The 23,280-nt window shown below is 73.4% G+C and carries 23 protein-coding genes; 12 read left to right on the top strand and 11 right to left on the bottom strand.

Annotation, left to right across the window (positions count from 1 at the left end; all coding sequences use genetic code 11):
- Window positions 1-127: 127 nt before the first annotated feature.
- Window positions 128-811, bottom strand: coding sequence for an O-methyltransferase (locus ACO1BR_RS16035; protein ID WP_426795732.1), 684 nt, complete (start codon window positions 809-811; stop codon window positions 128-130).
- 299 nt (window positions 812-1,110) lie between these two features.
- On the opposite strand from ACO1BR_RS16035, the gene sigE reads away from it, so the two are divergent.
- The 5 genes from sigE (at window position 1,111) to ACO1BR_RS16010 (ending at window position 6,377) form a co-directional block, all read left to right on the top strand.
- Window positions 1,111-1,800 carry an RNA polymerase sigma factor SigE gene (gene sigE, locus ACO1BR_RS16030; protein ID WP_426795731.1) on the top strand — a complete coding sequence of 230 codons (690 nt, stop codon included), beginning with the start codon at window positions 1,111-1,113 and terminating at the stop codon, window positions 1,798-1,800.
- Window positions 1,797-2,735, top strand: a complete 939-nt coding sequence (locus ACO1BR_RS16025) for a zf-HC2 domain-containing protein (RefSeq protein ID WP_426795730.1) — start codon at window positions 1,797-1,799, stop codon at window positions 2,733-2,735. Before sigE ends, ACO1BR_RS16025 begins: the two co-directional genes overlap by 4 nt.
- Before the next feature lie 148 nt (window positions 2,736-2,883).
- Window positions 2,884-4,992: a trypsin-like peptidase domain-containing protein gene (locus tag ACO1BR_RS16020; RefSeq protein WP_426795729.1), complete on the top strand. Its 2,109-nt coding sequence runs from the start codon at window positions 2,884-2,886 to the stop codon at window positions 4,990-4,992.
- 116 nt (window positions 4,993-5,108) lie between these two features.
- On the top strand, window positions 5,109-5,612 hold the full coding sequence (locus ACO1BR_RS16015) for a sec-independent translocase (RefSeq protein ID WP_426795728.1): 504 nt from the start codon (window positions 5,109-5,111) through the stop codon (window positions 5,610-5,612).
- A gap of 117 nt (window positions 5,613-5,729) precedes the next feature.
- Complete coding sequence (locus tag ACO1BR_RS16010) at window positions 5,730-6,377, top strand: hypothetical protein (protein ID WP_426795727.1); 648 nt, start codon at window positions 5,730-5,732, stop codon at window positions 6,375-6,377.
- A gap of 109 nt (window positions 6,378-6,486) precedes the next feature.
- On the opposite strand, the gene ACO1BR_RS16005 is transcribed toward ACO1BR_RS16010, so the two are convergent.
- From ACO1BR_RS16005 to ACO1BR_RS15995, 3 genes are read right to left on the bottom strand one after another with little or no spacing between them, the layout of a single operon-like run.
- Entirely contained in the window at window positions 6,487-7,650 is a 1,164-nt protein-coding gene (locus ACO1BR_RS16005) for an Mrp/NBP35 family ATP-binding protein (protein WP_426795726.1), read from the bottom strand.
- Window positions 7,651-7,693: 43 nt separating this feature from the next.
- Entirely contained in the window at window positions 7,694-8,287 is a 594-nt protein-coding gene (locus ACO1BR_RS16000) for a DUF1003 domain-containing protein (RefSeq protein WP_426795725.1), read from the bottom strand.
- Complete coding sequence (locus ACO1BR_RS15995; protein WP_426795724.1) at window positions 8,277-9,584, bottom strand: magnesium transporter MgtE N-terminal domain-containing protein; 1,308 nt, start codon at window positions 9,582-9,584, stop codon at window positions 8,277-8,279. The genes ACO1BR_RS16000 and ACO1BR_RS15995 overlap by 11 nt, the downstream gene beginning before the upstream one ends.
- 241 nt (window positions 9,585-9,825) lie before the next feature.
- Here ACO1BR_RS15995 and ACO1BR_RS15990 point away from each other — a divergent pair, with 241 nt between their 5' ends.
- Complete coding sequence (locus tag ACO1BR_RS15990; protein WP_426795723.1) at window positions 9,826-10,602, top strand: hypothetical protein; 777 nt, start codon at window positions 9,826-9,828, stop codon at window positions 10,600-10,602.
- Between the two features lie 18 nt (window positions 10,603-10,620).
- Here ACO1BR_RS15990 and ACO1BR_RS15985 read toward each other — a convergent pair whose 3' ends face one another.
- Window positions 10,621-11,160, bottom strand: a complete 540-nt coding sequence (locus tag ACO1BR_RS15985; protein ID WP_426795722.1) for a hypothetical protein — start codon at window positions 11,158-11,160, stop codon at window positions 10,621-10,623.
- A 66-nt stretch (window positions 11,161-11,226) separates the two neighbouring features.
- Window positions 11,227-12,345 carry a magnesium and cobalt transport protein CorA gene (locus ACO1BR_RS15980; protein ID WP_426795721.1) on the bottom strand — a complete coding sequence of 373 codons (1,119 nt, stop codon included), beginning with the start codon at window positions 12,343-12,345 and terminating at the stop codon, window positions 11,227-11,229.
- Between the two features lie 499 nt (window positions 12,346-12,844).
- Between ACO1BR_RS15980 and ACO1BR_RS15975 the strand changes: the two genes are divergently transcribed.
- From ACO1BR_RS15975 to ACO1BR_RS15960, 4 genes are all read left to right on the top strand, one after another.
- Entirely contained in the window at window positions 12,845-13,429 is a 585-nt protein-coding gene (locus ACO1BR_RS15975; protein WP_426795720.1) for a suppressor of fused domain protein, read from the top strand.
- A 396-nt stretch (window positions 13,430-13,825) separates the two neighbouring features.
- Complete coding sequence (locus ACO1BR_RS15970) at window positions 13,826-14,464, top strand: DUF6758 family protein (RefSeq protein ID WP_426795719.1); 639 nt, start codon at window positions 13,826-13,828, stop codon at window positions 14,462-14,464.
- Window positions 14,465-14,633: 169 nt separating this feature from the next.
- A complete protein-coding gene (locus tag ACO1BR_RS15965; protein ID WP_426795718.1) occupies window positions 14,634-15,488 on the top strand; it encodes a PHP domain-containing protein in 855 nt (284 codons plus the stop codon).
- A gap of 180 nt (window positions 15,489-15,668) precedes the next feature.
- A complete protein-coding gene (locus ACO1BR_RS15960) occupies window positions 15,669-16,274 on the top strand; it encodes a MarC family protein (RefSeq protein WP_426795866.1) in 606 nt (201 codons plus the stop codon).
- Window positions 16,275-16,358: 84 nt separating this feature from the next.
- Here ACO1BR_RS15960 and ACO1BR_RS15955 read toward each other — a convergent pair whose 3' ends face one another.
- Window positions 16,359-16,514, bottom strand: a complete 156-nt coding sequence (locus ACO1BR_RS15955; protein WP_426795717.1) for a hypothetical protein — start codon at window positions 16,512-16,514, stop codon at window positions 16,359-16,361.
- A gap of 217 nt (window positions 16,515-16,731) precedes the next feature.
- Here ACO1BR_RS15955 and ACO1BR_RS15950 point away from each other — a divergent pair, with 217 nt between their 5' ends.
- Window positions 16,732-17,667 carry an NYN domain-containing protein gene (locus tag ACO1BR_RS15950; protein ID WP_426795716.1) on the top strand — a complete coding sequence of 312 codons (936 nt, stop codon included), beginning with the start codon at window positions 16,732-16,734 and terminating at the stop codon, window positions 17,665-17,667.
- Window positions 17,668-17,697: 30 nt separating this feature from the next.
- Here ACO1BR_RS15950 and ACO1BR_RS15945 read toward each other — a convergent pair whose 3' ends face one another.
- The 3 genes from ACO1BR_RS15945 to ACO1BR_RS15935 form a co-directional block, all read right to left on the bottom strand.
- Window positions 17,698-18,150 (bottom strand): SRPBCC family protein, encoded by a 453-nt coding sequence (locus ACO1BR_RS15945; RefSeq protein WP_426795715.1) that lies wholly within the window; start codon window positions 18,148-18,150, stop codon window positions 17,698-17,700.
- A gap of 204 nt (window positions 18,151-18,354) precedes the next feature.
- Window positions 18,355-19,248, bottom strand: coding sequence for an alpha/beta fold hydrolase (locus tag ACO1BR_RS15940; RefSeq protein WP_426795714.1), 894 nt, complete (start codon window positions 19,246-19,248; stop codon window positions 18,355-18,357).
- Between the two features lie 105 nt (window positions 19,249-19,353).
- The gene (locus tag ACO1BR_RS15935; protein WP_426795713.1) at window positions 19,354-21,432 is read right to left on the bottom strand and encodes a DEAD/DEAH box helicase; all 2,079 of its coding nucleotides are present in this window, start codon (window positions 21,430-21,432) and stop codon (window positions 19,354-19,356) included.
- Window positions 21,433-21,949: 517 nt separating this feature from the next.
- Here ACO1BR_RS15935 and ACO1BR_RS15930 point away from each other — a divergent pair.
- Complete coding sequence (locus ACO1BR_RS15930) at window positions 21,950-22,687, top strand: ferritin-like fold-containing protein (protein WP_159508175.1); 738 nt, start codon at window positions 21,950-21,952, stop codon at window positions 22,685-22,687.
- Between the two features lie 59 nt (window positions 22,688-22,746).
- On the opposite strand, the gene ACO1BR_RS15925 is transcribed toward ACO1BR_RS15930, so the two are convergent.
- Window positions 22,747-23,037 carry a hypothetical protein gene (locus ACO1BR_RS15925; RefSeq protein ID WP_426795712.1) on the bottom strand — a complete coding sequence of 97 codons (291 nt, stop codon included), beginning with the start codon at window positions 23,035-23,037 and terminating at the stop codon, window positions 22,747-22,749.
- Window positions 23,038-23,280 lie beyond the last annotated feature (243 nt).

The raw sequence follows: 23,280 nt of genomic DNA, 5'->3' as shown, positions 1-23,280 counted from the left end.
CCCCCCCCCCCCCCCCCCCCCCCCCCCCCCGGGGCCGAATCGTCTTCGTGGTCCGTGCGGTCCGCCGTTCTTCGCGGCCGTCTTCTCACGGCGGTCCTTCGCGGTCGTGCCGGTGCTCCGCCGCGGTTCAGCCGCGCTTGACCGCGCAGAGCAGCCCGTCGCCCACCGGCAGCAGGGCCGGTACCAGCACGGTGCTCTCCCGTATGGCCCGCAGCAGTTCGCGCAGCCGCAGCACCTCCGCCGGCTGCTCCGCGGAATCGACGGTACGGCCGTCCGCGAAGACGCCCTGGAAGCACACCAGGCCGCCGGGGCGCAGCAGCCGCAACGATTCAGCGAGGTATTCGAGGCACTCCATGAGGTCGCCGTCGCAGAAGACGAGGTCGTAGCCGCCGTCCGCGAGGCGCGGCAGGACGTCGAGAGCCCGGCCGGGGATGAAGCGGGCGCGGTTCCCGGCGAAGCCCGCCGCGCGGAACGCCTGCTTGGCGAACGCCTGCCGCTCCGGTTCGAGGTCCACGGTGGTCAGCACGCCGTCGGGGCGCATGCCGTGCAGGAGATAGATGCCGGACACCCCCGTGCCGGTGCCGATCTCGGCGACCGCCTTGGCGTCCGCGGTGGCGGCGAGCAACCGCAGGGCCGCGCCGGTGCCGGTCGTCACCGCGCGGATCCCGGCCTCCCGGGCGCGGGCGCGAGACCAGCGCAGAGCGTCGTCGGCGGCCTCGTCGATGGTCCCGGCGCCGTACGCCTCGGCGAATGCCAAGTTCGTCTGCCGGTTGCCGGTAATGGCCCTCTCCTGTCCCCGTAGTTGACGCAACCGTGACTGTATCCGCTGTGTGCGGGAACCCGCAGATGGGACCGGGCGTTAGGAAAGGGCAGGGGGAGAGACGGGGGGACGCACCGGTGAATACCGCGCAAGACGCCAGGCGAGAGACACCGCAGGAACAGAAGCAGCACCAAATGCTGGTCAAAACTGCTTATCCGGAGCTAACGGGCGAGGTGGATATGGTAGGGGCTCTACTGGACACCACCAGAGCCACCAGGGGAGGTGCGGCTGCGGCGGGTGACCGAAGAGTGCGCAGGCGCTTGCGACGGTCGTTCGCCGAGCCGAAATCCGTGACCAACACCGCTGACCGCTTCCGCCCTCACGGCCCCAAGGCCAGGGGAGGGGCCCCCATCGCCGACGCACGCACCGCGACCTTCGCCGACACCCCGGATGCCCAGGCGTGGACCCCGCCCACGTGGGAGGAGATCGTCAGCACACACAGCGCCCGGGTCTACCGCCTCGCGTACCGCCTCACCGGCAATCAGCACGACGCCGAGGACCTGACCCAGGAGGTGTTCGTCCGCGTCTTCCGCTCGCTGTCGACGTACACCCCCGGCACGTTCGAGGGCTGGCTGCACCGCATCACCACCAACCTCTTCCTGGACATGGTCCGCCGCCGCCAGCGCATCCGCTTCGACGCGCTCGGTGACGACGCCGCCGAGCGGCTCCCCAGCCGCGAGCCCTCCCCGCAGCAGCACTTCAACGACACCCACTTCGACGCCGACGTCCAGCAGGCGCTGGACACCCTCGCGCCCGAGTTCCGCGCCGCCGTGGTGCTCTGCGACATCGAGGGCCTGTCGTACGAGGAGATCGCCGCGACCCTCGGTGTCAAGCTCGGCACGGTCCGCAGCCGGATCCACCGCGGCCGGTCCCACCTGCGCAAGGCGCTCAAGCACCGCTCCCCGGCGGCGCGCGCCGAGGAGCGCGAGGAACAGCGGTCGCTGGCCGTGGTGCCCACAAGGGAGGTCGGAATCGCGTGAGCGGCAGTGGCGGTCCGTCCCCCGCCGAGCAGCATCTCGGCGACCGCCTCGCGGCCCTGGTCGACGGCGAACTGGGGCACGACGCGCGCGAGCGGGTGCTGGCGCACCTCGCGACGTGCGGTAAGTGCAAGGCGGAGGCCGACGCCCAGCGTCGGCTGAAGAACGTATTCGCGCAGACCGCGCCCCCCGGCCCGTCCGAGGGGCTGCTGGCGCGCCTTCAGCAGCTGCCCGGCGGCGACGCCGGCGGCCCCGGCAGCCGGCTCGGCACCGGCACGTTCGGGCGCGGTGAATTCGCCCGCGGCGGCGGCTCGTTCCGCTACCTCCCGTCGGAGAACCACCTCGGCCCGGCCATGGCCGCCGTCCCCCCGCAGCCGCGGGCGCGCGGCTTCCGGGTGCAGGAGCCGGAGCGCGGCGGACCGCAGCGCCGCCGGTTCGCCTTCGCGGCGGCCGGCGCGGTCTCGCTGGCCGCCTTCGCGCTCGGCGGCGCCCTCCCGTTGGAGGCGGCCGTCGATGCCCCCGGCCCCCGTGCCGAGGGCAGCGGCAGCGCCGTCACCCCGCTCAGCGCCAGCCCCGCGGCCGGTGTCGTCCCGCTGTCCCGCGACGAGTTCCCAACGACCCGGGGACCGCGTCCCGGCGCCTGGCCCGCGGTGGGCGACCCGACCATCGCCCCGGCCCCCAGCGCCATGGCGCTGTACGCCCCGGGCGGGAGCCGCCCGTCGGACGGCGTCCCGGTGGCCGGCCCGGCGCCCGGACGCTTCGGCCTCGCGCCTTTGATAGCCGCCACCGGTCCGGCGTCGGCGTACGGCTTCGCACCGCTGACCGTCACGACCGGTACCGCCTTCGCCGGTCGGAGCCCGCTCCCGCCGTTGGAGCCGATGCGGCCCCTGCTCGGCTCGGCGCCCTCCGCCGGACCCGTCGCCCGCGGTTCGCACTGACCGGGATCTGCGCAGTTGCGCGCGGAGCTGGTTGAATCCCTGTCGGGCGGCGCGCTCTTGTGCGGGCGCGTGCCCCCGGGGCCTGTCGCCGGACGCCCCCGGGTGGCGTTGGCCCGCGCGTGACCGCGGGCGAATTGTTGGGGAGAGCATGGACGACGCTGGGGCCGCCGGCCCGAAGCTGAAGTGGTGGAGCCGGCCGGGGCACACCCCGAGCCCGCAGCCGCCCGCCGAGGCCGACCGGCCCGAGGCGCGGCGGAGCGCCGGTCCCGCGGCCGGAGCGGCTGCGGCGGCCGACGTGACGGCCGCCGAGGCCCCGGCGGATACCGCCGCAGCGGCCGAACAGGCTTCTGAGGCACCGGAGTTGACCGCCGCGCCGGGGGCGATACCGGGCCCGGCGGCGGACCCGGCACCGGCCGTGACGGGTCCGGAGCAGGAGGCCGCGGCGCCCCGTGCGGAGCGCGAGGCCGCCACCGTGACGCTCGGTCAGGTGCCCGCGGGGGCCCCGGACGAGGCGCAGCCCCACCCGCCAGCGGAGCCCGCACCGCGCGGCGCCGCCGACCCGCAGCCCCAGCCCCCCGTTCCCGCCGAAGCCGCCGGCGATGCGCCCCGGCGCCCGCAGCCGCTGCACCCCGAGGACCCGTACGGCACGCCCCCGTACGGCGGTCCCGGGCCGTGGGCGCCCGCGCCGCTGGTGCAGCGGCCGATGGCGACCCCCGCACACGGCACCGCGCTCCCGCCGGAGGCGGGGACCGCGGCCGCCGACGCCCCGCACCCCCGCCCGGCCGCGCCGGCCGGCGCTCCCGGGCCGCAGCTCCTGAAGGCCGGCGGCCCCGTACCGGCCCCCGCCGCACCGCAGAACGCCGCACCGCACCCCGGCGGCCCGCACCCGCCCGCTCCAGAAGCCCTGGTCGCGCCCGCGCCGGCGCCCTCCGGCCCGCAGTTGACGCACGAGCCCGCGGAGGGCGCCTTCGTCCCGCACCCCGGCGACGGCGGCCCCCGCCCCGCGCCTCCGGCCGCCCCGTACGCCGCCGCGCCCCCGCCGCTCCGGCCGCCCGCCGCCCCGGGTGCCTGGCAGCAGTACGACCCCTGGAGCGCGCCCCTGCACGGCGGTCCGGCCGCCGTGCCGCCGCGGGCCGGGCGCGGCCGGCGCGTCCCGATGGCGGTCGGCGCCGTGGTGCTCGCGCTGCTGGCGGGCGGGGCCGGCGGCGGCGTCGGCGCGTACATCGAGCGGAACGGCGGGATCGACGACATCAAGCTGCCGCAGGCGACGGGCGAGCAGGGCAGCCGCAGCCCGCAGAGCGTCGCCGGGATCGCGCGGGCGGCGCTGCCCGGCGTGGTGACGCTGCACGTCCGGGGCAACGCCGAGCAGGGCACCGGCACCGGGTTCGTCCTCGACCGGCAGGGCCACATCCTGACCAACAACCACGTCGTCGCAGCGGCCGGATCGGGTGGCGCGATATCGGTGACGTTCAGCGGCGGGCAGACGGCCAAGGCGCGGGTCGTCGGAAAGGACGGCGGCTACGACCTCGCCGTCGTGCAGGTGGACGGCGTCACCGGGCTGCGTCCGCTGACGCTGGGCGACTCGGACGCGGCGCAGGTCGGCGATCCGGTGGTGGCGATCGGGGCGCCCTACGACCTCGCCAACACCGTCACCTCCGGGATCATCAGCGCCAAGCAGCGGCCGATCACCGCCGGCGGGCAGAAGGGCGACGGAAGCGATGTGTCGTACGTCGACGCGCTGCAGACCGACGCACCCATCAACCCGGGCAATTCGGGCGGTCCGCTGGTCGACGGCGAGGCCCGGGTGATCGGCATCAACAGCGCGATCCGGGCCGCGGACAGCGGCACCGGCGGGCTGGACGGCGCCGGCGGCCAGGGCGGCAGCATCGGCCTGGGCTTCGCCATACCCATCAATCAGGCCAAGCGGGTGGCCGAGGAGCTGATCAACACCGGCCGGGCCACCCACCCGGTGATCGGGGTCACGCTGGAGATGGAGTACGCCGGGGACGGCGCCCGGGTCAGCGACCGCACCAAGGACGGCAAGCCGCCGATCGTCCCCGGCGGGCCGGGTGCGAAGGCCGGTATCAAGGTGGGGGACGTGATCACGCAGGTGGACGGTGTGCCGATACACAGCGGCCAGGAGCTGATCGTCAAGATCCGCAGCCACCGGCCCGGTGACCTGCTCACTCTGACGCTTCAGCGGGGCGGCAGGGAGCGGTCCGTTCGGCTCACACTGGGTTCCTCAAGCCAGGGCTGATCGTTTGTACGGTGTTGGTGCGGGCGACTCCCGCCCGACGTATCGAGCCAGGTACCGTGAGAGGTGGCCAGGCCCATAGGCCCTCGAAGGCCGCGGATTACCCAAGGAGTCGCAAGGTGTTCTTCGACATAGGACCCCTGGAGCTGATTGCGATCGTGGTCCTCGCGGTGCTCATCTTCGGGCCGGACAAGCTGCCCAAGGTCATCCAGGACGTGACCGGGTTCATCCGCAAGGTCCGGGCGTTCTCCGACAGCGCCAAGGAGGACATCCGCAGCGAGCTGGGCCCGGAGTTCAAGGACTTCGAGTTCGAGGACCTCAAGCCCAGGAACTTCGTGCGCAAGCACGTCCTGGAGAAGGACGAGTACGGCCTCAAGGAGCTCCAGGAGCTGCGCAACGGCCTCGACCTGAAGAAGGAGATGGCCGAGGTCACCGACGCCGTCCGGGAGTCCACCTCGGTCTCCGCGGCGGCCTCGACGGCTTCGTCCGCTCCCTCCAACGGCTCCCGTCCGCACCTCTCCGAGGAGTCGCCGGCCGGTGCCGCCAGCCGCCCCGACCTGCTCAAGAAGGGCGCGGACCCGGCCCACCGCGAGTCTCCGCCGTTCGACGCCGACGCCACCTGATACTTCTGTATGCCCGGCTGTGTTGACCGCACTGGCTATGCTCCCGGAGTCCGGGGTGAGGTCGCCTGAGGGGGGCGGGCCGCCCACGACGAAGGGCAACAAGGAGGCTCCGCGCAGATGGAGACGACGAGTCGGACAGTCACCCAAGAGGTGTCCGCCGATGTCGGCCGGAAGGCCGACGGCTATCTGCTGGCCGCATTCCCGTGGTACGGCCTCGACGAGGCGTACACCGGACCACGGTGGCTGATGCAGGTCGGCTCGGCCGCGGACGGCACCGTCGAGCACGGCGCGACGGGGCACGGCGCGGAGCCGACCATCAAGGTGGAGACCCAGGCATCGGAGCGGTTCGCGGTGGTGGTGACGGTCGCCAGCCGGCCCGTACGGCGCAGCGCCGACGGCACCGGTGTCCTGGAGGCCACCTCCGTCTCCACCGCCGCCTGGCTCGCCGGGGCCGGGCTGCTGGCGCACACCTGGCCGACCCAGATGGACCGGTCGCTGCGTCAGGACTGGCTGGACCAGCAGACGATGATCGCCTGGGAGCTGGCCGACGACCTCGAAGGCGAGAGCTGGAGCGAGCTGATGCTCCCGGTGGACGGGGAGCCGACGCCGTTCTGTTACCGGGAGTCCGAGTACGGCTGGGTGCTGGCCGGCACGTCCGGTGTGGACGGAGCACAGGGCGTGCACCTCGGCGCGTACGGGCGGGGGATGAGCGCGTACGGCCTCGGCTTCTCGGTGATCAAGGACCTGAGCGCGTACGCGGGCTGAGCCGGAGGCAGGGGAAAGGGCGGACCCGACGGCGGGTCCGCCCTTTCCGCGGTCCAGAGGGTCCCGCGGAGTCGTACGGGAGGGAGCGCGGTGGCCGGCTCCCCGGCCGTCAGAACTTGTTGCGCGGGGTGATCCCCAGGGACATGCCGGCCAGGCCGCGCTGCCGGCCGCCCAGCTTGCCGGCGATGGCGCGGATCGCGGAGCCGGCGGGGGAGTCGGGATCGGTGAGCACCACCGGCTTGCCCTCGTCGCCGCCCTCGCGCAGCCGGACGTCGATCGGGATGGAGCCGAGCACCGGGACCTGGGCGCCGGTCGTCTTCGTCAGGCCCTCGGCCACCCGCTCGCCGCCGCCGGTGCCGAAGACGTCGACCATCTCGTCGCAGTGCGGGCAGGGCAGCCCGGACATGTTCTCCACGACGCCGACGATCTTCTGGTGGGTCTGCACGGCGATCGAACCGGCCCGCTCGGCGACCTCGGCGGCGGCCTGCTGCGGGGTGGTGACCACCAGGATCTCGGCGTTCGGCACCAGCTGGGCCACCGAGATGGCGATGTCGCCGGTGCCCGGGGGCAGGTCCAGCAGGAGGACGTCCAGGTCGCCCCAGTACACGTCGGCGAGGAACTGCTGGAGGGCGCGGTGCAGCATCGGGCCGCGCCAGACGACGGGGGCGTTGCCGGGGGTGAACATGCCGATCGAGATGACCTTCACGCCGTTCGCCGACGGGGGCATGATCATGTTCTCGACCTGGGTGGGCCGCCCGTCGGCGCCCAGCATCCGGGGCACGGAGTGGCCGTAGATGTCGGCGTCCACGACACCGACCTTGAGCCCGTCGGCGGCCATCGCCGCGGCGAGGTTGACGGTCACCGAGGACTTGCCGACGCCGCCCTTGCCGGAAGCCACCGCGTAGACCCGGGTCAGCGAGCCGGGCTGGGCGAAGGGCACCTCGCGCTCGGCCGTGCCGCCGCGCAGCGAGGCCGTCAGCTCGCGCCGCTGCTCGTCGCTCATCACCTCCAGCTCGACGCCCGCGCTGGTGACACCGGGCACCCGCTCGACGGCCTCGCGCACGCTGCTGATGATCGTCTCGCGCATCGGGCAGCCGGAGACCGTGAGGTAGACCACGACCGCCACCGCGCCGTCCGCCGCGATGTCCACCGATTTGACCATCCCCAGCTCGGTGATGGGGCGGTGGATCTCGGGGTCGTTCACCGTCGCGAGCGCGTCGCGGATCGCGTCCTCGCTCGGTGCGCCGGCGGTGGGGGCAGTGTCGTTGGCCATGACCCGATGGTACGGCGCCCGAGGGGGCCTCCGGAAAGCCCCGTCAGCGGTCGCGTTCGTCACTCTCCGCGTCGATCATCTGCCGCAGTTCCAGCTCCCGCAGCAGGTCCTCCAGTTCGGAGCGGATCCAGTCGCGGGTGGCGACCTCGCCCAGGCCCAGCCGGAGTGCCGCGATCTCCCGGGTCAGGTACTCGGTGTCGGCGATGGAGCGCTCGTTCTGCTTGCGGTCCTGCTCGTGGGTGACCCGGTCGCGGTTGTCCTGCCGGTTCTGGGCCAGCAGGATCAGCGGCGCCGCGTACGACGCCTGGAGGGACAGCGCCAGGGTCAGGAAGATGAACGGGTAGTTGTCGAACCGCAGATGGCCCGGCACGGTGACGTTCCAGCCGATCCACAGGATGATGGCGACCGTCATCCAGACGATGAACCGGCCGGTCCCCAGGAAGCGGGCGATCTTCTCGGACATCCGCCCGAACGCCTCCGGGTCGTACTCCGGGAAGAACGTACGGCGCGGCACCCGTGGCAGGTCCAGGCGCACCCGGCGGCGCTCCGGGTGCCGCTCGCCGGCGCCGCCCCGGCGCAGCGCCGAGGCGCCGTTCGCCCGCCGCTCGCGGGCGCCCTCCCGCTCCTCAGCGCCCATCGTCGGCCTCCCCGTGCGCCCGTACGTCGGTCAGCCCGGCCGGCGGGGCGCGGTGCAGCTCGGTCTCCCGCCAGTCCTCCGGCAGCAGGTGGTCCAGGACGTCGTCGACGGTGACCGCGCCCAGCAGTGCCCCGCTCTCGTCCACCACCGGCGCCGCGACCATGTTGTACGCGGCGAGGTAGCTGGTCACCTCGGGCAGCGGGGTGTCCGGCGGCAGTGCCGGCAGATCGGTGTCCACGATGGAGCTGACGAGGGTGAACGGCGGGTCGCGCAGCAGCCGTTGGAAGTGCACCAGGCCCAGGTACTTGCCGGTGGGCGTCTCGTCCGGCGGCCGGCAGACGTACACCTGGGCGGCGAGCGCCGGGGAGAGGTCCGGGTCGCGCACCCGGGCCAGCGCGTCCGCGACGGTCGCGTCCGGCCGCAGCACGATCGGCTCGGTGGTCATCAGACCGCCCGCGGTGCGCTCCTCATAAGCCATCAGCCGCCGGACGTCCGCCGCCTCCTCCGGGCGCATCAGGGTCAGCAGCCGCTCCTTCTCCTCCTCGGGCAGCTCGGAGAGCAGGTCGGCGGCGTCGTCGGGGTCCATCGCCTCCAGGACGTCGGCGGCCCGCTCGTCCTTCAGCTTGCCGATGATCTCGACCTGGTCGTCCTCCGGCAGCTCCTCCAGGACGTCGGCCAGCCGGTCGTCGTCGAGCGCGGCGGCGACCTCGGCGCGCCGCTTGGGGGAGAGGTGGTGCAGCACGCCGGCCAGGTCGGCGGGGCGCAGCTGCTCGAAGGTGGCCAGCAGGTTCTCCGCGCCCTGCCCGTGCTCCTCCCGCGAGAACCCGGTCACCGCCGACCACTCGACGGTCAGCGTCTCTCCCTTGCGGCGCAGCGGCCCGCCCTTCCCGCGCCGTACGAAGACCTTGTCGATCTCCCAGTCGCGGCGGGCCGGCAGCTGGGTGATGCCGATGTCGAGGACGGTGACGTCCTCGCCGGTGTCGACCAGCCGCACCCGCCGGTCCAGCAGCTCGCCGAACACCAGCGTCTCGGACGCCCGCTGCTCGAAGCGCCGCATGTTGACGACACCGGTGGTGATGACCTGGCCGGACTCGACGCCGGTCACCCGGGTCATGGGCAGGAAGATCCGGCGCCGGCTGATCACCTCGACGACGAGCCCGAGCAGCCGCGGCGGCTGGGCGCCGACCCGGAGCAGTGCGACCAGGTCGCGCAGCCGGCCGACCTGGTCGCCGTTGGGGTCGAACACGGCGATGCCGGAGAGATGGGAGACGAAGACCCGGGGGGTGACCACCGCCATGCAGAGCGCCGCCCTTCTCCCTTTCGTTCCGTCCGTCCGGTCCATGCACATGCTTCGGAACGGGCCGCTGTTGACCCGTAATGCCGCACTGGTTCGGGTTCAGGCTAACGCGCACCGGTTGCCCCCGGCCCGGCGGAAACGGCCGTATGGTGGCCGCCACACATCCGGCGGAAACGCGTGTACGGCCCAGGTACGCTGCGGTCTGCTGTCGAGGTCACCCGCATCAGGAGGCAGAGCCGACGTGACTGCAATCCCCCCGGCCACCCGTCCCCGGCCGTCGGCCGCACCCCCGCGTACGGGGCGGGCGGCGCGGGTGGCGGCGGTGTGCGCGGCGCTGACCGCGGTGCTGGCGGGGTGCGGCGCACAGGACCCGGACGCCGGCACGAACGGGGTGGGCAAGCTGCCGGCCGCGACCATCGAGTCCAAGGCGCAGGCCGCGGCCAAGGGCGCGGACTCGGTCCACCTCTCCGGGAACGTCGTGAGCCAGGGCGGCACCTACAAGCTGGACATGCGCCTGGCGAAGAACGGCGCGCGCGGCGAGCTGTCCACCAAGGGCGCCGGCTTCCAACTGCTGCGGGTCGGCGACGCGCTCTACCTGAAGGCGGACGCGGCGTTCTGGGCCGGCGAGAAGAGCGGTTCGGGGCCCGCGTCCGCGACCGCCGCCAAGCTCGGCGGCAAGTACGTCAAGGTGCCCGCCACCGACCCCGTCTACCAGCGCTTCAGCGGTTTCACCGACAAGGACACCCTGCTCGCCGGGCTCCTCGGGCTGCACGGCGCAGTGGCCGTCGGCGAACACGGCAGCCTCGACGGCGTCCGCACCGTCCGGCTCACCGCCGGCTCCGGCTCCGGCGGCACCCTGGACGTCTCCCTGGAAGGCACCCCGTACCCGCTGCGGCTCCGGCGGGCGGGCGGCGCCGGTGAGGTCCGGCTCGACGACTGGGGCAAGAGCGTGGACCTGAAGACCCCCGACGCCGGCCAGACCGTCGACCTCGGCAAGCAGATCTCCGGGACCGGCTGACCGCGGCGGGCCGTCGGGTCAGCCCCTGCGGCCCCGGCGCAGCAGCTTCGGCAGCGCGGCGGGAACCGGCCGCCGGGTGGTCGCGGGCGACGCCAGCGGCGGCGCGGCCTGCGCGTCGTCGGGCATCAGCCCGGGGCGCTGCACCGCCCCGCCGGCCGGCTCCAGCCGCAGTACCCGGCACTCGCGCGCCCAGCGCTCCGTGAGGGTGTCCGCGTCCGGCGCGTTGAGCCGCTTGCCCCTCAGCTCCTCGACGGCGGCCAGCCACGCCTCGCTGCGCGGCGCCGGTTCGTGGACCCGGGCCTGCCAGGCGACCAGCCGGCCGCCCTTGTCCTTGCTGCGTACGGTGACCGTCGCCGTTCCGCCGTCGGCGAGGCCCAGATCGTCCAGCGGCTGCTCGCCGCTGCCGCCGCCGACGAGGCAGGCGGCCCCGTCGTGCCACACGTGCCACAGCGCCCGCGCCGGCCCGGTCGTGCCGCGCACCCAGATGAGGCCGGACTTCTTCGTGGCCTCTTCGATGAGCGCCCGATCCTGCAGGGCCTGCGACACGGTCTCCGTCATACGGTTCAGCCTAACCGGCGGTCCGCCGGCCGCCCGGCGGCGCCCAGCGGGTGGGACGCCGCCGTCTCACAGCCACCCGTTCCTCTTGAACCCGCGGTGGATTCCGGTGCAGATGGCGACCGTGACCAGCATCATCGCCGGGTACCCGTACTTCCAGTGCAGCTCCGGCATGTACTGGAAGTTCATGCCGTAGATACCCGCGATCATCGTCGGTACGGCGAAGATCGCGGCCCAGGCGGTGATCTTGCGCATGTCCTCGTTCTGCGCGACCGCGGCCTGCGCCAGGTTGGCCTGGAGGATGGAGTTGAGCAGGTCGTCGAAGGACAGCACCTGTTCGTTGACCCGCGCCAGGTGGTCGGCGACGTCCCGGAAGTACTTCTGGATGTCGGCGTCGACCAGCCGCATCGGGCGCTCGCTCAGCAGCTGCATCGGCCGCAGCAGCGGCGACACCGCGCGCTTGAACTCCAGCACCTCGCGCTTGAGTTGGTAGATCCGCCCGGCGTCGCCGCCCCGGGTGGCGGAGCCCTTGCCGCCCGCGCCCCTGCCGGTGGTGGCCGAGCTGAAGACGTCGATCTCGACCTCGTCGATGTCGTCCTGCACCGCGCCGGCCACCGCGATATAGCCGTCGACGACCTGGTCGGCGATGGCGTGCAGCACGGCGGACGGGCCCTTGGCGAGGAGTTCGGGGTCGTCCTGGAGCCGGTGCCGCAGCGCCCGCAGCGAGCCCTGGCCGCCGTGCCGCACGGTGACGATGAAGTCCCGCCCGATGAAGCACATCACCTCGCCGGTCTCCACGACCTCGCTGGTCGCGGTCAGTTCGGTGTGCTCGACGTAGTGGACCGTCTTGAAGACCGTGAACAGGGTGTCGTCGTAGCGCTCCAGCTTGGGCCGCTGGTGGGCGTGGACCGCGTCCTCGACGGCGAGCGGATGCAGCCCGAACTCCTGGGCTATACCGGCGAATTCGGCCTCGGTCGGCTCGTGCAGCCCGATCCAGGCGAAGCCGCCGTCGGCCCGCACGCTGGCCATCGCCTCTGCCGGGGAGAGGTGCTTGCGCACCCGGTGGCCCTCGCGGTAGACGCCGCAGTCCACGATCGCGCTGTTGGCGCACGCCGGGGCGACGGACTCGGAGTCCTCACGGCGCCGGGACGGGCGGACGGCGGCGCGCAGGTCGCGGATCATCGACATGGCAGGCTCCTTCGGGCCGACCGTCAGCGGCGGGCGCGGGGCGCAACGCTGCCCGGAACGTGGACGTACGAGGCGTCATCGGCCGTACGTCCGCAAAGCGGGCGGCGCTCCGTGCGGGGACTACTGACGGCAGTTCGCGGACATCACGGAAGTAAGAGTCGAAGGCGCTCTTCCGTCATCTGCATCCGGCGCAAAGGCACTTCACGGTTTCACCGCCGAACGGCGGGGTACGGAAGCTCTCGGACTCAGGAGATTCGCTGCGCGGGAGGGACGACAGGAGAACTATCGGTACTGCACGGTCGACTCGGATCCACCGCAGCCCCACCTCCTCCGGCCGGTCCCCGTTGGGGGACGACGTCATTCCCTGACCAGACGGCAAGGCTATCAGCCGCCCGCCGGGCCCCCGCTCGCCTTTGCTCGTTCCCTACGATCGCCGCGGACCCCGCACACCCGTGACGCCGCCGAAGCCGTCGCACGGGGCTGTGCCTATGCTCGCGGTATGTCTGACGTTCTTGAGCTGGTCGAGGCCCGGCTGCGTACGGCCCTGGGCGAACCGGACGCCCGCGCCGCCATCACCTTCCTCGGCACCGACCGCATCGAGGTCCTCCGCTTCGTGGACGGCGACGTGGTCCGCTACGCGACGCTCGGGATGTCCGCCCAGCCGATGGCCGACCCCACCGTCGTCATCGCTGACCCTGTACACGGTCCCCGCGCCGAACTCGTGCTGTCCGTACGGGCCGGCCGCGCCGACACCGACAAGGTGCTCCGCCCGCTGGCCGTGCTCGCCGCGTCCCCGCAGGTCGAGGGCGTGGTCGTGGCACCGGGAGCCTCGCTGGACGTGGGCGATCCGCTGTGGCCGGGGGCGCCGTTCACCTCCGTTCTGGTGAGCGCGCCCGGCGGACTGGTCGGGGATCTGGAGCTGGACGAGCCGATGGAGCCGGTGCGGTTCCTGCCGCTGCTGCCGATGACACCGAACGAGGCCGCCTGGAAGCGGGTGCACGGCGCCGAGGCCCTGGAGGAGCGCTGGCTCCAGCAGGGGACGGATCTGCGGGATCCGCTGCGCCGAAGCGTGCCGCTGGACTGACCCGGGGCCCGGCGGCGGTCCACCCCACCCGTGGCGCGCACCGCGGACGGGGCGCCGGATCGCTTACGGGGACCAGGAGTTGGCGAACAGCCCCGGCGCCGGCGACCGGGCGCGCCGCGTCACCGAGAAGACCGCGGGCAGCACGCCCCGGGCGCGTTGCCCAGTCCCCGGCCGGCCCGGAACCCGACCGGTTCGCCAACCACGTCCATCGATCGTTGGCCTATGCACATATCGAGTTGGCCGCCCCGATGAATGTAAGCGGCAACCAGTTTTTCGGGGTGGCGGGGCGCGGGGTGGGGAATCCGGCCAAGTGTGCGGCCGGGTACGTGATTCGGGGCACACCGGTCGAGTGATCGTCCTTGACGGGACGGCGGCCCAGGAGGACCGTTGGTCCTTATGAGGGGCGAACCCAGTTGCCCGAAGTGCGGAGGCCGGGTGCGGGCGCCCGGTCTCTTTTCCGATACCTGGCAGTGCGCCGCACACGGCACCGTGCACCCGCTCCAGCCGGTCGTCCCGCCGAGTGTCGAGGCGCTCGGCGTTGTCGTGCACCGCGCGCAGGTGCCCGTGTGGATGCCCTGGCCGCTGCCCGTCGGCTGGCTGTTCACGGGCGTGGCCTGCGCGGGCGACGACCGCAGCGGCGGCCGGGCCACCGCCGTGGCCTGCTCGGGGCCCGGCCCGCTCGGCGGCCCCGGTGAACTCCTGCTGGTCGCCGAGGAACTGGGCGTCGGCCTCGGTGCCCGTTACGCCGGTATCGACGGCCTGGACCCCGGCTCCCGCATGTGCGTGGAGAAGTCGCCGCACGCCAAGGTGCTGGCCGCCGGCCGGCCCACCCCGATGTGGCATGTCGACGGCGCCCCCACGGACCGCGCGGTCTTCGCGGGCGAGGCGCGAGGGCTGTGGCTGTGGGCGATCGCCTGGCCCGAGCGGTCGGGGGTGCTGATGTACGACGAGCTGGTGCTGACCGATCTGCGCGAGGCGGGCGCCGAAGTGGATCTTCTGCCGTGCGGCGCGCTGTCGCCGCGCATCCTGAGCTGACCGGCGGTCCCGGGTGCCGGATGATCGGCTGACGCGGGCATGTCCGGCCGCCCGGTATCCTTCTGTAGTCCCCGGTAGTCACGAGTAGTCCTTACGGTGTCCCGCGGCCCGGCGCCCGTCCGCCGTCCCCGCCCCCGTATCCGTCCCGCAGCAGTCTGGAGTCCGTGCCGTGCGTATCGACCTGCACACCCACTCCACGGCTTCCGACGGTACGGACACCCCCGCCGAGCTGGTGCGCAACGCCGCACGCGCCGGTCTGGACGTCGTCGCGCTGACCGACCACGACACCGTCGGCGGCCACGCCGAGGCGCGGGCCGCGCTGCCCGAGGGGCTGACGCTGGTCACCGGCGCCGAGCTCTCCTGCCGGCTCGACGGCGTCAGCCTGCACCTGCTCGCCTACCTCTTCGACCCCGGAGAGCCGGAGCTCGCCCGCGAGCGGGAGCTCGTCCGGGACGACCGGGTGCCGCGCGCCCGCGCCATGGTCGGCAAGTTGCGCGACCTCGGGGTGCCGATCACCTGGGAGCACGTGGCGCGGATCGCCGGCGACGGCGCCGTGGGGCGCCCGCACATCGCCACCGCCCTGGTCGAGCTGGGCGTCGTCGGCTCGGTGTCCGACGCCTTCACCTCGCAGTGGCTGGCCAACGACGGCCGGGCGTACGTGGAGAAGCACGAGCTCGACCCGTTCGACGCCATCCGGCTCGTCAGGGCCGCGGGCGGGGTCACCGTCTTCGCGCACCCGCTGGCCGTCAAGCGCGGCAGCTGCGTCCCGGAGAGCGCGATAGCCGACCTGGCCGCGGCCGGTCTCGACGGCATCGAGGTCGACCACATGGACCACGACGCCCCGACCCGCGCCCGGCTGCGCGGCCTGGCCGCCGAACTCGGGCTGCTGACCACCGGCTCCAGCGACTACCACGGCAGCCGCAAGACCTGTCGCCTCGGCGACTGCACCACCGATCCCGAGATCTACGGCGAGATCGTGCGCCGGGCCACCGGCGCGTTTCCCGTTCCCGGCACCGGCGGCTGAGCCGACGGGCGCCGGCCGGATCGTCCGGCCGCCGTACGGCGTCCCGTGCCTCCCGGCCGGGCGCCGCTGCCGAGCATCCTCAACTCGCCGCGGCTGGCGGGCCGTTGCCGTCCGCCACGCGGTGTCCTGATCATCCTGTTCATCCGGTACGTCCTGTACCACTCCCGCAAGGCCAGCACCGTGTTCGACGTCGCCGTCTTCAGTACCCTCTTTGTCACGCTGTTTGTGATCATGGACCCGCCGGGTATCACCCCGATCTTCCTCGCCCTGACCTCCGGCCGCCCGGCCAAGGTGCAGCGCCGGATGGCCTGGCAGGCCGCCGCCGTCGCCTTCGGCGTCATCGCCGTCTTCGGCCTCTTCGGTCAGCAGATCCTCGGGCGGCTGCACATCTCCACGCCCGCGCTGATGATCGCCGGCGGGTTGCTGCTCCTGCTGGTGGCGCTCGACCTGCTGACCGGCAAGTCGGAGGAGCCCACCCAGACCAAGGACGTCAACGTGGCGCTGGTGCCGCTCGGCATGCCACTGCTGGCCGGGCCGGGCGCGATCGTGTCGGTGATCCTCGCGGTGCAGCACGCGCACGGCGTCGCCGCGCAGATCTCCGTCTGGGCGGCGATCGCGGCGATCCACGTGGTGCTGTACCTGGTGATGCGGTTCTCGCTGGTGATCATCCGCGTGATCAAGGACGGCGGGGTGGTGCTGGTGACGCGGCTCGCCGGCATGATGCTCTCCGCCCTCGCCGTGCAGCAGATCATCAACGGCGTGACCCAGGTGATCCACGGCAGCTGAGGGCCCCGGACGCGGCGGCGCCCCCGTACGGCCAGTGCGTACGGGGGCGCTCGTGCGTCTTTCGGCGGGGCGCGCCGTCAGGGGTTAACGGGCGGCGGCGTTGTCGGCCGGGCGGATGTAGATGCGCTGGCCTATGGCGGCGGCCTGCTGCACGATCCGGTTGACGGAGGCGGCGTCCACGACGGTGCTGTCCACGGCGGTGCCGTCCGCATCGTCCAGGCGCATGATCTCGAAGCGCATGCGGCTTCTCCCTTCGTCTGATCCTCCTGCGGAGAACTGATTGACAGGACTTGCCCGCCTTCGTTGCCGGGCGTTCCGTATGGGTACAACGAGGCTACTGCTGAAATGATTCCCTACGCTAACGAAATTTTTTCATCGCCTAAGGATCGGCGGTGCGGACCGCTTCGGGCAGCGCGCTTGTGCCCGCCGAGCGCGCGCCGGGACAATGGGTCGCGGTATGAACGACGTCCCGCCCACGGGCAGTACTGACCGCACCGCACTCGACGCCCTCGCCGCCGGAGTCGAGCGCACCAACGAGCTGCTCACGCGGGTCCTCGCCGAGGTCGCCACCACCCCGTCGACCCATGCCGTCTTCGTCGACGCGGGCTATGTCTACGCCGCTGCCGGCCGGCTGGTCGCCGGCACGGAGGACCGCAAGACGTTCGAGCTGGACGCGGAGGGGCTGATCGAGGCGTTCATCGACAAGGCGCGGACGATCTTCCCGGACAGCCGGCTGCTGCGCGTGTACTGGTACGACGGCGCCCGCCGCCGGATCCACACCCAGGAGCAGCAGCGGATCGCCGAGCTGCCCGACGTCAAGGTCCGGCTCGGCAACCTCAACGCCAACAACCAGCAGAAGGGCGTCGACTCCCTGATCCGCACCGACCTGGAGTCACTGGCCCGGCACCGCGCGATCAGCGACGCGGTGCTCATCGGGGGCGACGAGGACCTGGTCTCGGCGGTCGAGGCGGCGCAGGGCTACGGCGCGCGGGTGCACCTGTGGGGCATCGAGGCCCCCGGCGGGCGGAACCAGGCCGAGCCGCTGATGTGGGAGGTCGACAGCGCGCGCATCTTCGACCTGGACTTCTGCAAGCCGTACGTCACCCGGCGGACGGCCGGCGAATGCCCCGAGGCGGGAGCCGGCGAGGGGCCGGTGCCGTCCCGCGAGGAGGTCCGCTTCGTGGGCGCGCGGGTCGCCGCCCAGTGGCTGGCGGAACGCGGCCGGGCCTGGGTCGCCGAGCTGCTGCCCGGCCACCCGTATCTGCCCGGCACCGTCGACCAGGAGCTGCTCACCGCCGCCGAGGCGATGCTCCGGCACTCGCTGCGCGGCCACGCCGACCTGCGGCGGGTGCTGCGCGACGGATTCTGGGATCACGTGCAGGGGCAGTACTAGACCCCGTCCGCCGGGTCAGGGTCCGCCGGGTCAGGCCCGGGCGAGGAGTGCGGCGAGCCGGTCGAAGAAGCCCGACCAGCCCTCCTCCGCCTGCTGGTACTGCCCGGCGGTGAGGTTGCCGCCGTCCTGGCGGAACGCCATCTCCGTACGGTCCCCGCGGGCGGCGAGGGCGACCCGTACGGTCTCGCCCGCGGCATCTTCCGGCGCGAAGGCGTCCTTGAGGGTGAACACCAGCCGCTCCGGGGCGGCGACCTCCTGGTAGACACCCGAGAACGGCAGCTCACCGCCGTCCGGCGTGTGCATCACCAGACTCCACACGCCGCCCGGCCGGACATCCATCGTCATCCGCTCGACCGGCACCGCCAGCTCCCCGCCGAACCAGTGCGCGAAGTGCTCCGGCGTCGTCCAGGCCGCGAACACCCGCTCCAAAGGCGCCTCGAAGGTGCGGCTGAGGGCGAAGCCCTGGGATGGCTGCTGGGTCATACGGTGTCCTGCCCTTCGTACGAAGCCGGAGGCCGGCGGCCGTTGGCGGTGGCGGTGGCGGGACCCCGGGCGCCGGTGGCGCCGGGGATTCCCGCTCGTGCCGGGCGGCGCCGGTGGCGCCCCTTCCGATGCTGGCCGAGCCGCCCGGCGCTGTCCTGCCGGACACCGGCCGGGCGGCGGTACGCCGGCCCGCCCGGGCCCCGGCTAGCCCACCTCGCTCCAGAACCCCGCCAGCGCCTCGGCGGTCTTCGCGGGGCGTTCGGCGTTGGGGGAGTGCTCGGCGCCCTCGATGACCGTGCGCCGGGCGGCCAGCCGCCGGGCCATCTCGTCCATCAGCCGTACCGGCCAGGCGTAGTCGACGGCCCCGGACACGACATGGGTGGGCAGCCCGGTGCGGGCCAGCTCGGCGACCCGGTCGGGCTCCGCCAGCATCTGCCGGCCGGTCGCGATGAGTTGCTCGGGGACGGTGTTCAGCCAGCGCTGCCGCAGGAACGCGCCGATCTCCGTCGGCGTCGCCTCGTCCGCCGCCGGGACGGGGGTTCCGTCAGCGTTCGCCGGGGGAGGATCCAGCGCGCGCATCGCCTCCCAGACCCGCTCCATGTCCATCGTGCCGAGCGCCTCGATCAGCATCCGCACCCGCGTCCGCTGGTTCGCGTCGATGGCGGCGGGCCCGGAGCTGAGCACGGTCAGCGAACGGAACGGCGCCGGGTCGCGCAGCACCGCGGCCCGGGTGATCAGCCCGCCGAGCGAGTGCCCCAGCAGATGCAGCGGACCGCCGCCGGGGTCCCGTACGGCAGTCGCCTGCGCGAGGACGTCGAGGGCCAACTCCGCTTGCGCGTAGGCCGGTTCATCGCGGGGGCCGGGGGATTCGTGCTGTCCCCGGCCGTCCACCGCGACCGCCCGGAAACCGGATGCGGCCAGCGGGGCCAACAGGGCGATGAAGTCCTCCTTGCTGCCGGTGAATCCGGGCACCAGGAGGGCGGTGCCGATCGGTGCGCCGTCGGGGCGGGCGTCGTGCACGGCGAACGCACCGCGCGCCGTGTCGAGTCGGTAGGCGCGGGCGCATGCGGGGAGGGCGAGGGTGGGCGGCCTGCTCATGGGGTCGAGGCTATCGGGGCGGGCGGGTGCATTCCGCCCGGGACGCCGACGACCCGGCGCCCGCGGGGTGCGGGGCCGGGTCGTGCGTCGTCGAACCGTGCCGGGTCAGCTCGCGGAAGCGGTCTCCGCGGCCTCGGCGGGCTTGGCCGCGGCGCGCTTCCGGGTCCGCTTCGGCTTGGCCTCCGCGGCGTCCGGGGCGTCGGCCGCCGGGGCGGCTTCGGCCTTGGCGGCGGCGGTCTTCCGGGTGCGGGTCCGCTTGGGCTTCGCCGGGGCCTCCTCGGCGGCGCCGGCCTCGGCGGCCTTGGCGGCGGCGGTCTTCCGCGTCCGCTTCGGCTTGGCCTGGGCCTCCGCCTCGACGGTGGTGCCCTCCGCGGTGTCCACGGCGGCTTCGGCCTTGGCGGCGGCAGTCTTCCGGGTGCGGGTCCGCTTCGGCTTGGCCTCCACGGCGTCCGCGGAGTCCGCGGCGTCGGCCGCCGGGGCGGTCTCGGCCTTGGCGGCGGCGGTCTTCCGGGTGCGGGTCCGCTTCGGCTTGGCCTCGACGGCGTCCGCGGCCGCCTCCTGGACCGTCTCCACCGGCGCGGTCGCCGCCTCGCTCACCGCGTCCACGGCGGCCTTGGCGGCGCTGCGGGTACGGCGCCGGCGCGGTGCGGCGGCCGAGGTCTCCTCGGCTGCCGGTGCGGCGGGCTCCACGACGGCCGTGACCGCCGGGGCCTCCGCGACCGTGGCGGCGGCCGTCTCGCGGGCCTCGGCAGCGGCGCTGGCGGCCACCGACCCGCGGGTCCGGCGCCGGCGCCGGGGCGTCCGCGGCTCGGCAGCGGCCTCGGTGCCCTCGGCGGCGTCGACCGCCTCGTTCGCCTGCGTCTCCGGAGCGGCCGTGTCGTCCACCAGGGAGCCGCTCCGGGTACGGCGCCGCTGCCGCGGCGTACGCGTCCGGCGGGGACGCTCCTCCTCGACGGCCGGCGCCCCGCCCCGGCGGCCCCGTCCGCGGCCACCGGTCTCGCCGAGGTCCTCGACCTCTTCGGCGGCCAGCCCGGCGCGGGTGCGCTCGGCGCGCGGCAGGATGCCCTTGGTGCCCTCGGGGATGCCGAGCTGCTCGTAGAGGTGCGGCGAGGTGGAGTAGGTCTCCTCCGGCTCGTCGAAGGACAGGTCCAGCGCCTTGTTGATCAGCTTCCAGCGCGGGATGTCGTCCCAGTCGACGAGGGTGATCGCGGTGCCCTTGTTGCCCGCGCGGCCGGTCCGGCCGATGCGGTGCAGATAGGTCTTCTCGTCCTCGGGGGACTGGTAGTTGACGACGTGCGTCACGCCCTCGACGTCGATACCGCGGGCCGCGACGTCGGTGCAGACCAGGACGTCGACCTTGCCGTTGCGGAAGGCGCGCAGCGCCTGCTCGCGGGCGCCCTGGCCGAGGTCGCCGTGGACCGCGCCGGACGCGAAGCCGCGCCGGGCGAGCTGGTCGGCGATGTCGGCGGCGGTCCGCTTCGTACGGCAGAACAGCATCGCCAGGCCGCGGCCGTCCGCCTGCAGGATGCGCGCGACCAGCTCCGGCTTGTCCATGGAGTGGGCGCGGTAGACGTGCTGGGTGATGTTGGCGACCGTCGCGCCCTCGTCGTCCGGCGCGGTGGCGCGGATGTGCGTGGGCTGCGACATGTAGCGGCGGGCCAGGGAGATGACCTGGCCGGGCATGGTCGCCGAGAACAGCATCGTCTGCCGCTTGGCCGGCAGCAGCTGGATGATCTTCTCGACGTCGGGCAGGAAGCCCAGGTCGAGCATCTCGTCGGCCTCGTCCAGGACGAGGGTGCGCACCTGCGACAGGCTGAGCTTCTTCTGGCCCGCCAGGTCGAGCAGCCGGCCGGGCGTGCCGACGACCACGTCGACGCCCTTCTTCAGCGCCTCGACCTGCGGCTCGTACGCCCGGCCGCCGTAGATCGCGAGCACCCGGACGTTGCGCACCTTGCCGGCGGTCAGCAGATCGTTGGTGACCTGCTGGCACAGCTCACGGGTCGGTACGACCACGAGGGCCTGGGGCGCCTCGGTCAGCTGCTCGGGCTTCGCGCGCCCGGCCTCGACATCGGCGGGGACGGTGACCCGCTCCAGCAGCGGCAGGCCGAAGCCCAGCGTCTTGCCGGTGCCGGTCTTGGCCTGGCCGATGACGTCGTTACCGGAAAGGGCGACGGGGAGCGTCATCTCCTGGATGGGAAAGGGGGAAACGATGCCGACGGCTTCCAGGGCCTCGGCGGTCTCGGGGAAAATCCCGAGTTCTCGGAACGTAGACAGAATCTTGCCTCTTCTGTGAGACGCGGTGGGAGGCGGCGAAGGGGGTCGTACCGCGCCTTCGTACGGGTTCGTACGGTGCCGGCCTGACGGGCCGGACGGGCGCGGGACCACTGCCATCGCTCAGGCACTCCCGCCGCGAGCGGTGTCCCTCCTGCTGTGCGTATGTCTCGTACGCGCCGCGGGGAGGGCGGTCGGTTGGAGCCGATCGGGCCACCGACCGGGCATCCGCTTTCGTGGAACGACCCACCGATACTCGGCGGGTCCTTTAGCACTGTACCCCGGATATCGCGCGTGAATCCGAAGGGTTGTATGAGTGAGGAATACATCACGGCGCGCCGCACCGGTCCGGACTCCCGCTCGTACGGGTGATCGGGACGTGGCTGACCAGGGCCTTCCCCGGGGCGCCGGGCGGGCTATTGTGCCGGTCATGGAGACGCCTGACAACGCCGCTGCCGACGCGCAGGAACACACCGGGATCGCCGCCCAGGACTGGGAGCAGGCATCCACCGAGCCGCAGTACCGGGCCGCTGTGATCGATCTGCTGGGCGCGCTCGCGTACGGCGAGCTGTCCGCCTTCGAGCGACTGGCCGAGGACGCCAAGCTCGCGCCGACCATGGACGACAAGGCCGAACTGGCCAAGATGGCCTCGGCCGAATTCCACCACTTCGAGCGGCTGCGGGACCGGCTCGCGGAGATCGAGGCGGAACCGAACGAGGCGATGGAGCCGTTCGCCGCCGCGCTGGACGAGTTCCACCGTCAGACCGCGCCCTCGGACTGGCTGGAGGGCCTGGTCAAGGCGTATGTCGGCGACTCGATCGCCAGCGACTTCTACCGCGAGGTCGCGGCCCGGCTGGACTCCGACACCCGCGATCTGGTCCTGGCGGTGCTGGACGACACCGGGCACGCGACCTTCGCCGTGGAGAAGGTCCGGGCGGCCATCGAGGCCGAGCCGCGGGTCGGCGGCCGGCTGGCGCTGTGGGCGCGGCGCCTGATGGGCGAGGCGCTCTCGCAGGCCCAGCGGGTGGTCGCGGACCGCGACGCGCTCTCGACGATGCTGGTGGGCGGGGTCGCCGACGGCTTCGACCTGGCCGAGGTCGGCCGGATGTTCTCGCGGATCACCGAGGCGCACACCAAGCGGATGGCGGCGCTGGGCCTGGCGGCCTGACCTCCGGTCCGACGCGGGTCCAGGGGGCACCGGGCGGCTCGACGCGCCGTCCGGTGGCCTCAGGCCGTCCGGTGGCCCTTCAACGCGGGTGCCGGGCGGCGCGCCCGGCGGCGCGGCGGGCGCGCCAGGACCGACAGCAGCGCCGCGCCCACGGCGACCGCCGCCAGCATCGCCTGGACGGGGTGGCCGGGCCCCAGGATCGAGTGGGTCAGCAGTGCGCCGACCAGCGCGGCGACCGGCCCGGTGGCCAGCGTGAGGGCGTGCGCGGGGAACCGTTCGGGCAGCCAGCGCCGGGCGGACAGGGCGATGGCGAATCCGACGATCACGGCGCCGAGCGCTTCCCAGATCATGCTGTTCCCTCCCGCGTGACAAGGCCGATCGGACGAACAAATCGGTCGTAGGCGGTCGTACCCAAGGGGCGTCGGCAGCAACCCTCCGGGACGGGGGTGGCTGGTCCGCTCAGAGTGCGCTCTCGTCCGGTCGGCGGGCAAGGGATTTCGGCCGGAAAAACGGAGAAGAACGAGAAAAGAGAGAAAAGCGGACGGGTCGGGGAGGCCGCCGGGTCGACACGGCGCGCGGGCCACGGAAGAGGG

The sequence above is a fragment of the Streptomyces sp. YGL11-2 genome (assembly GCF_050054615.1).
Lineage (GTDB): Bacteria > Actinomycetota > Actinomycetes > Streptomycetales > Streptomycetaceae > Streptomyces.
The sequence above is the reverse complement of the archived record's forward strand: the minus strand, read 5'-3'. Positions and strand labels throughout refer to the sequence as shown.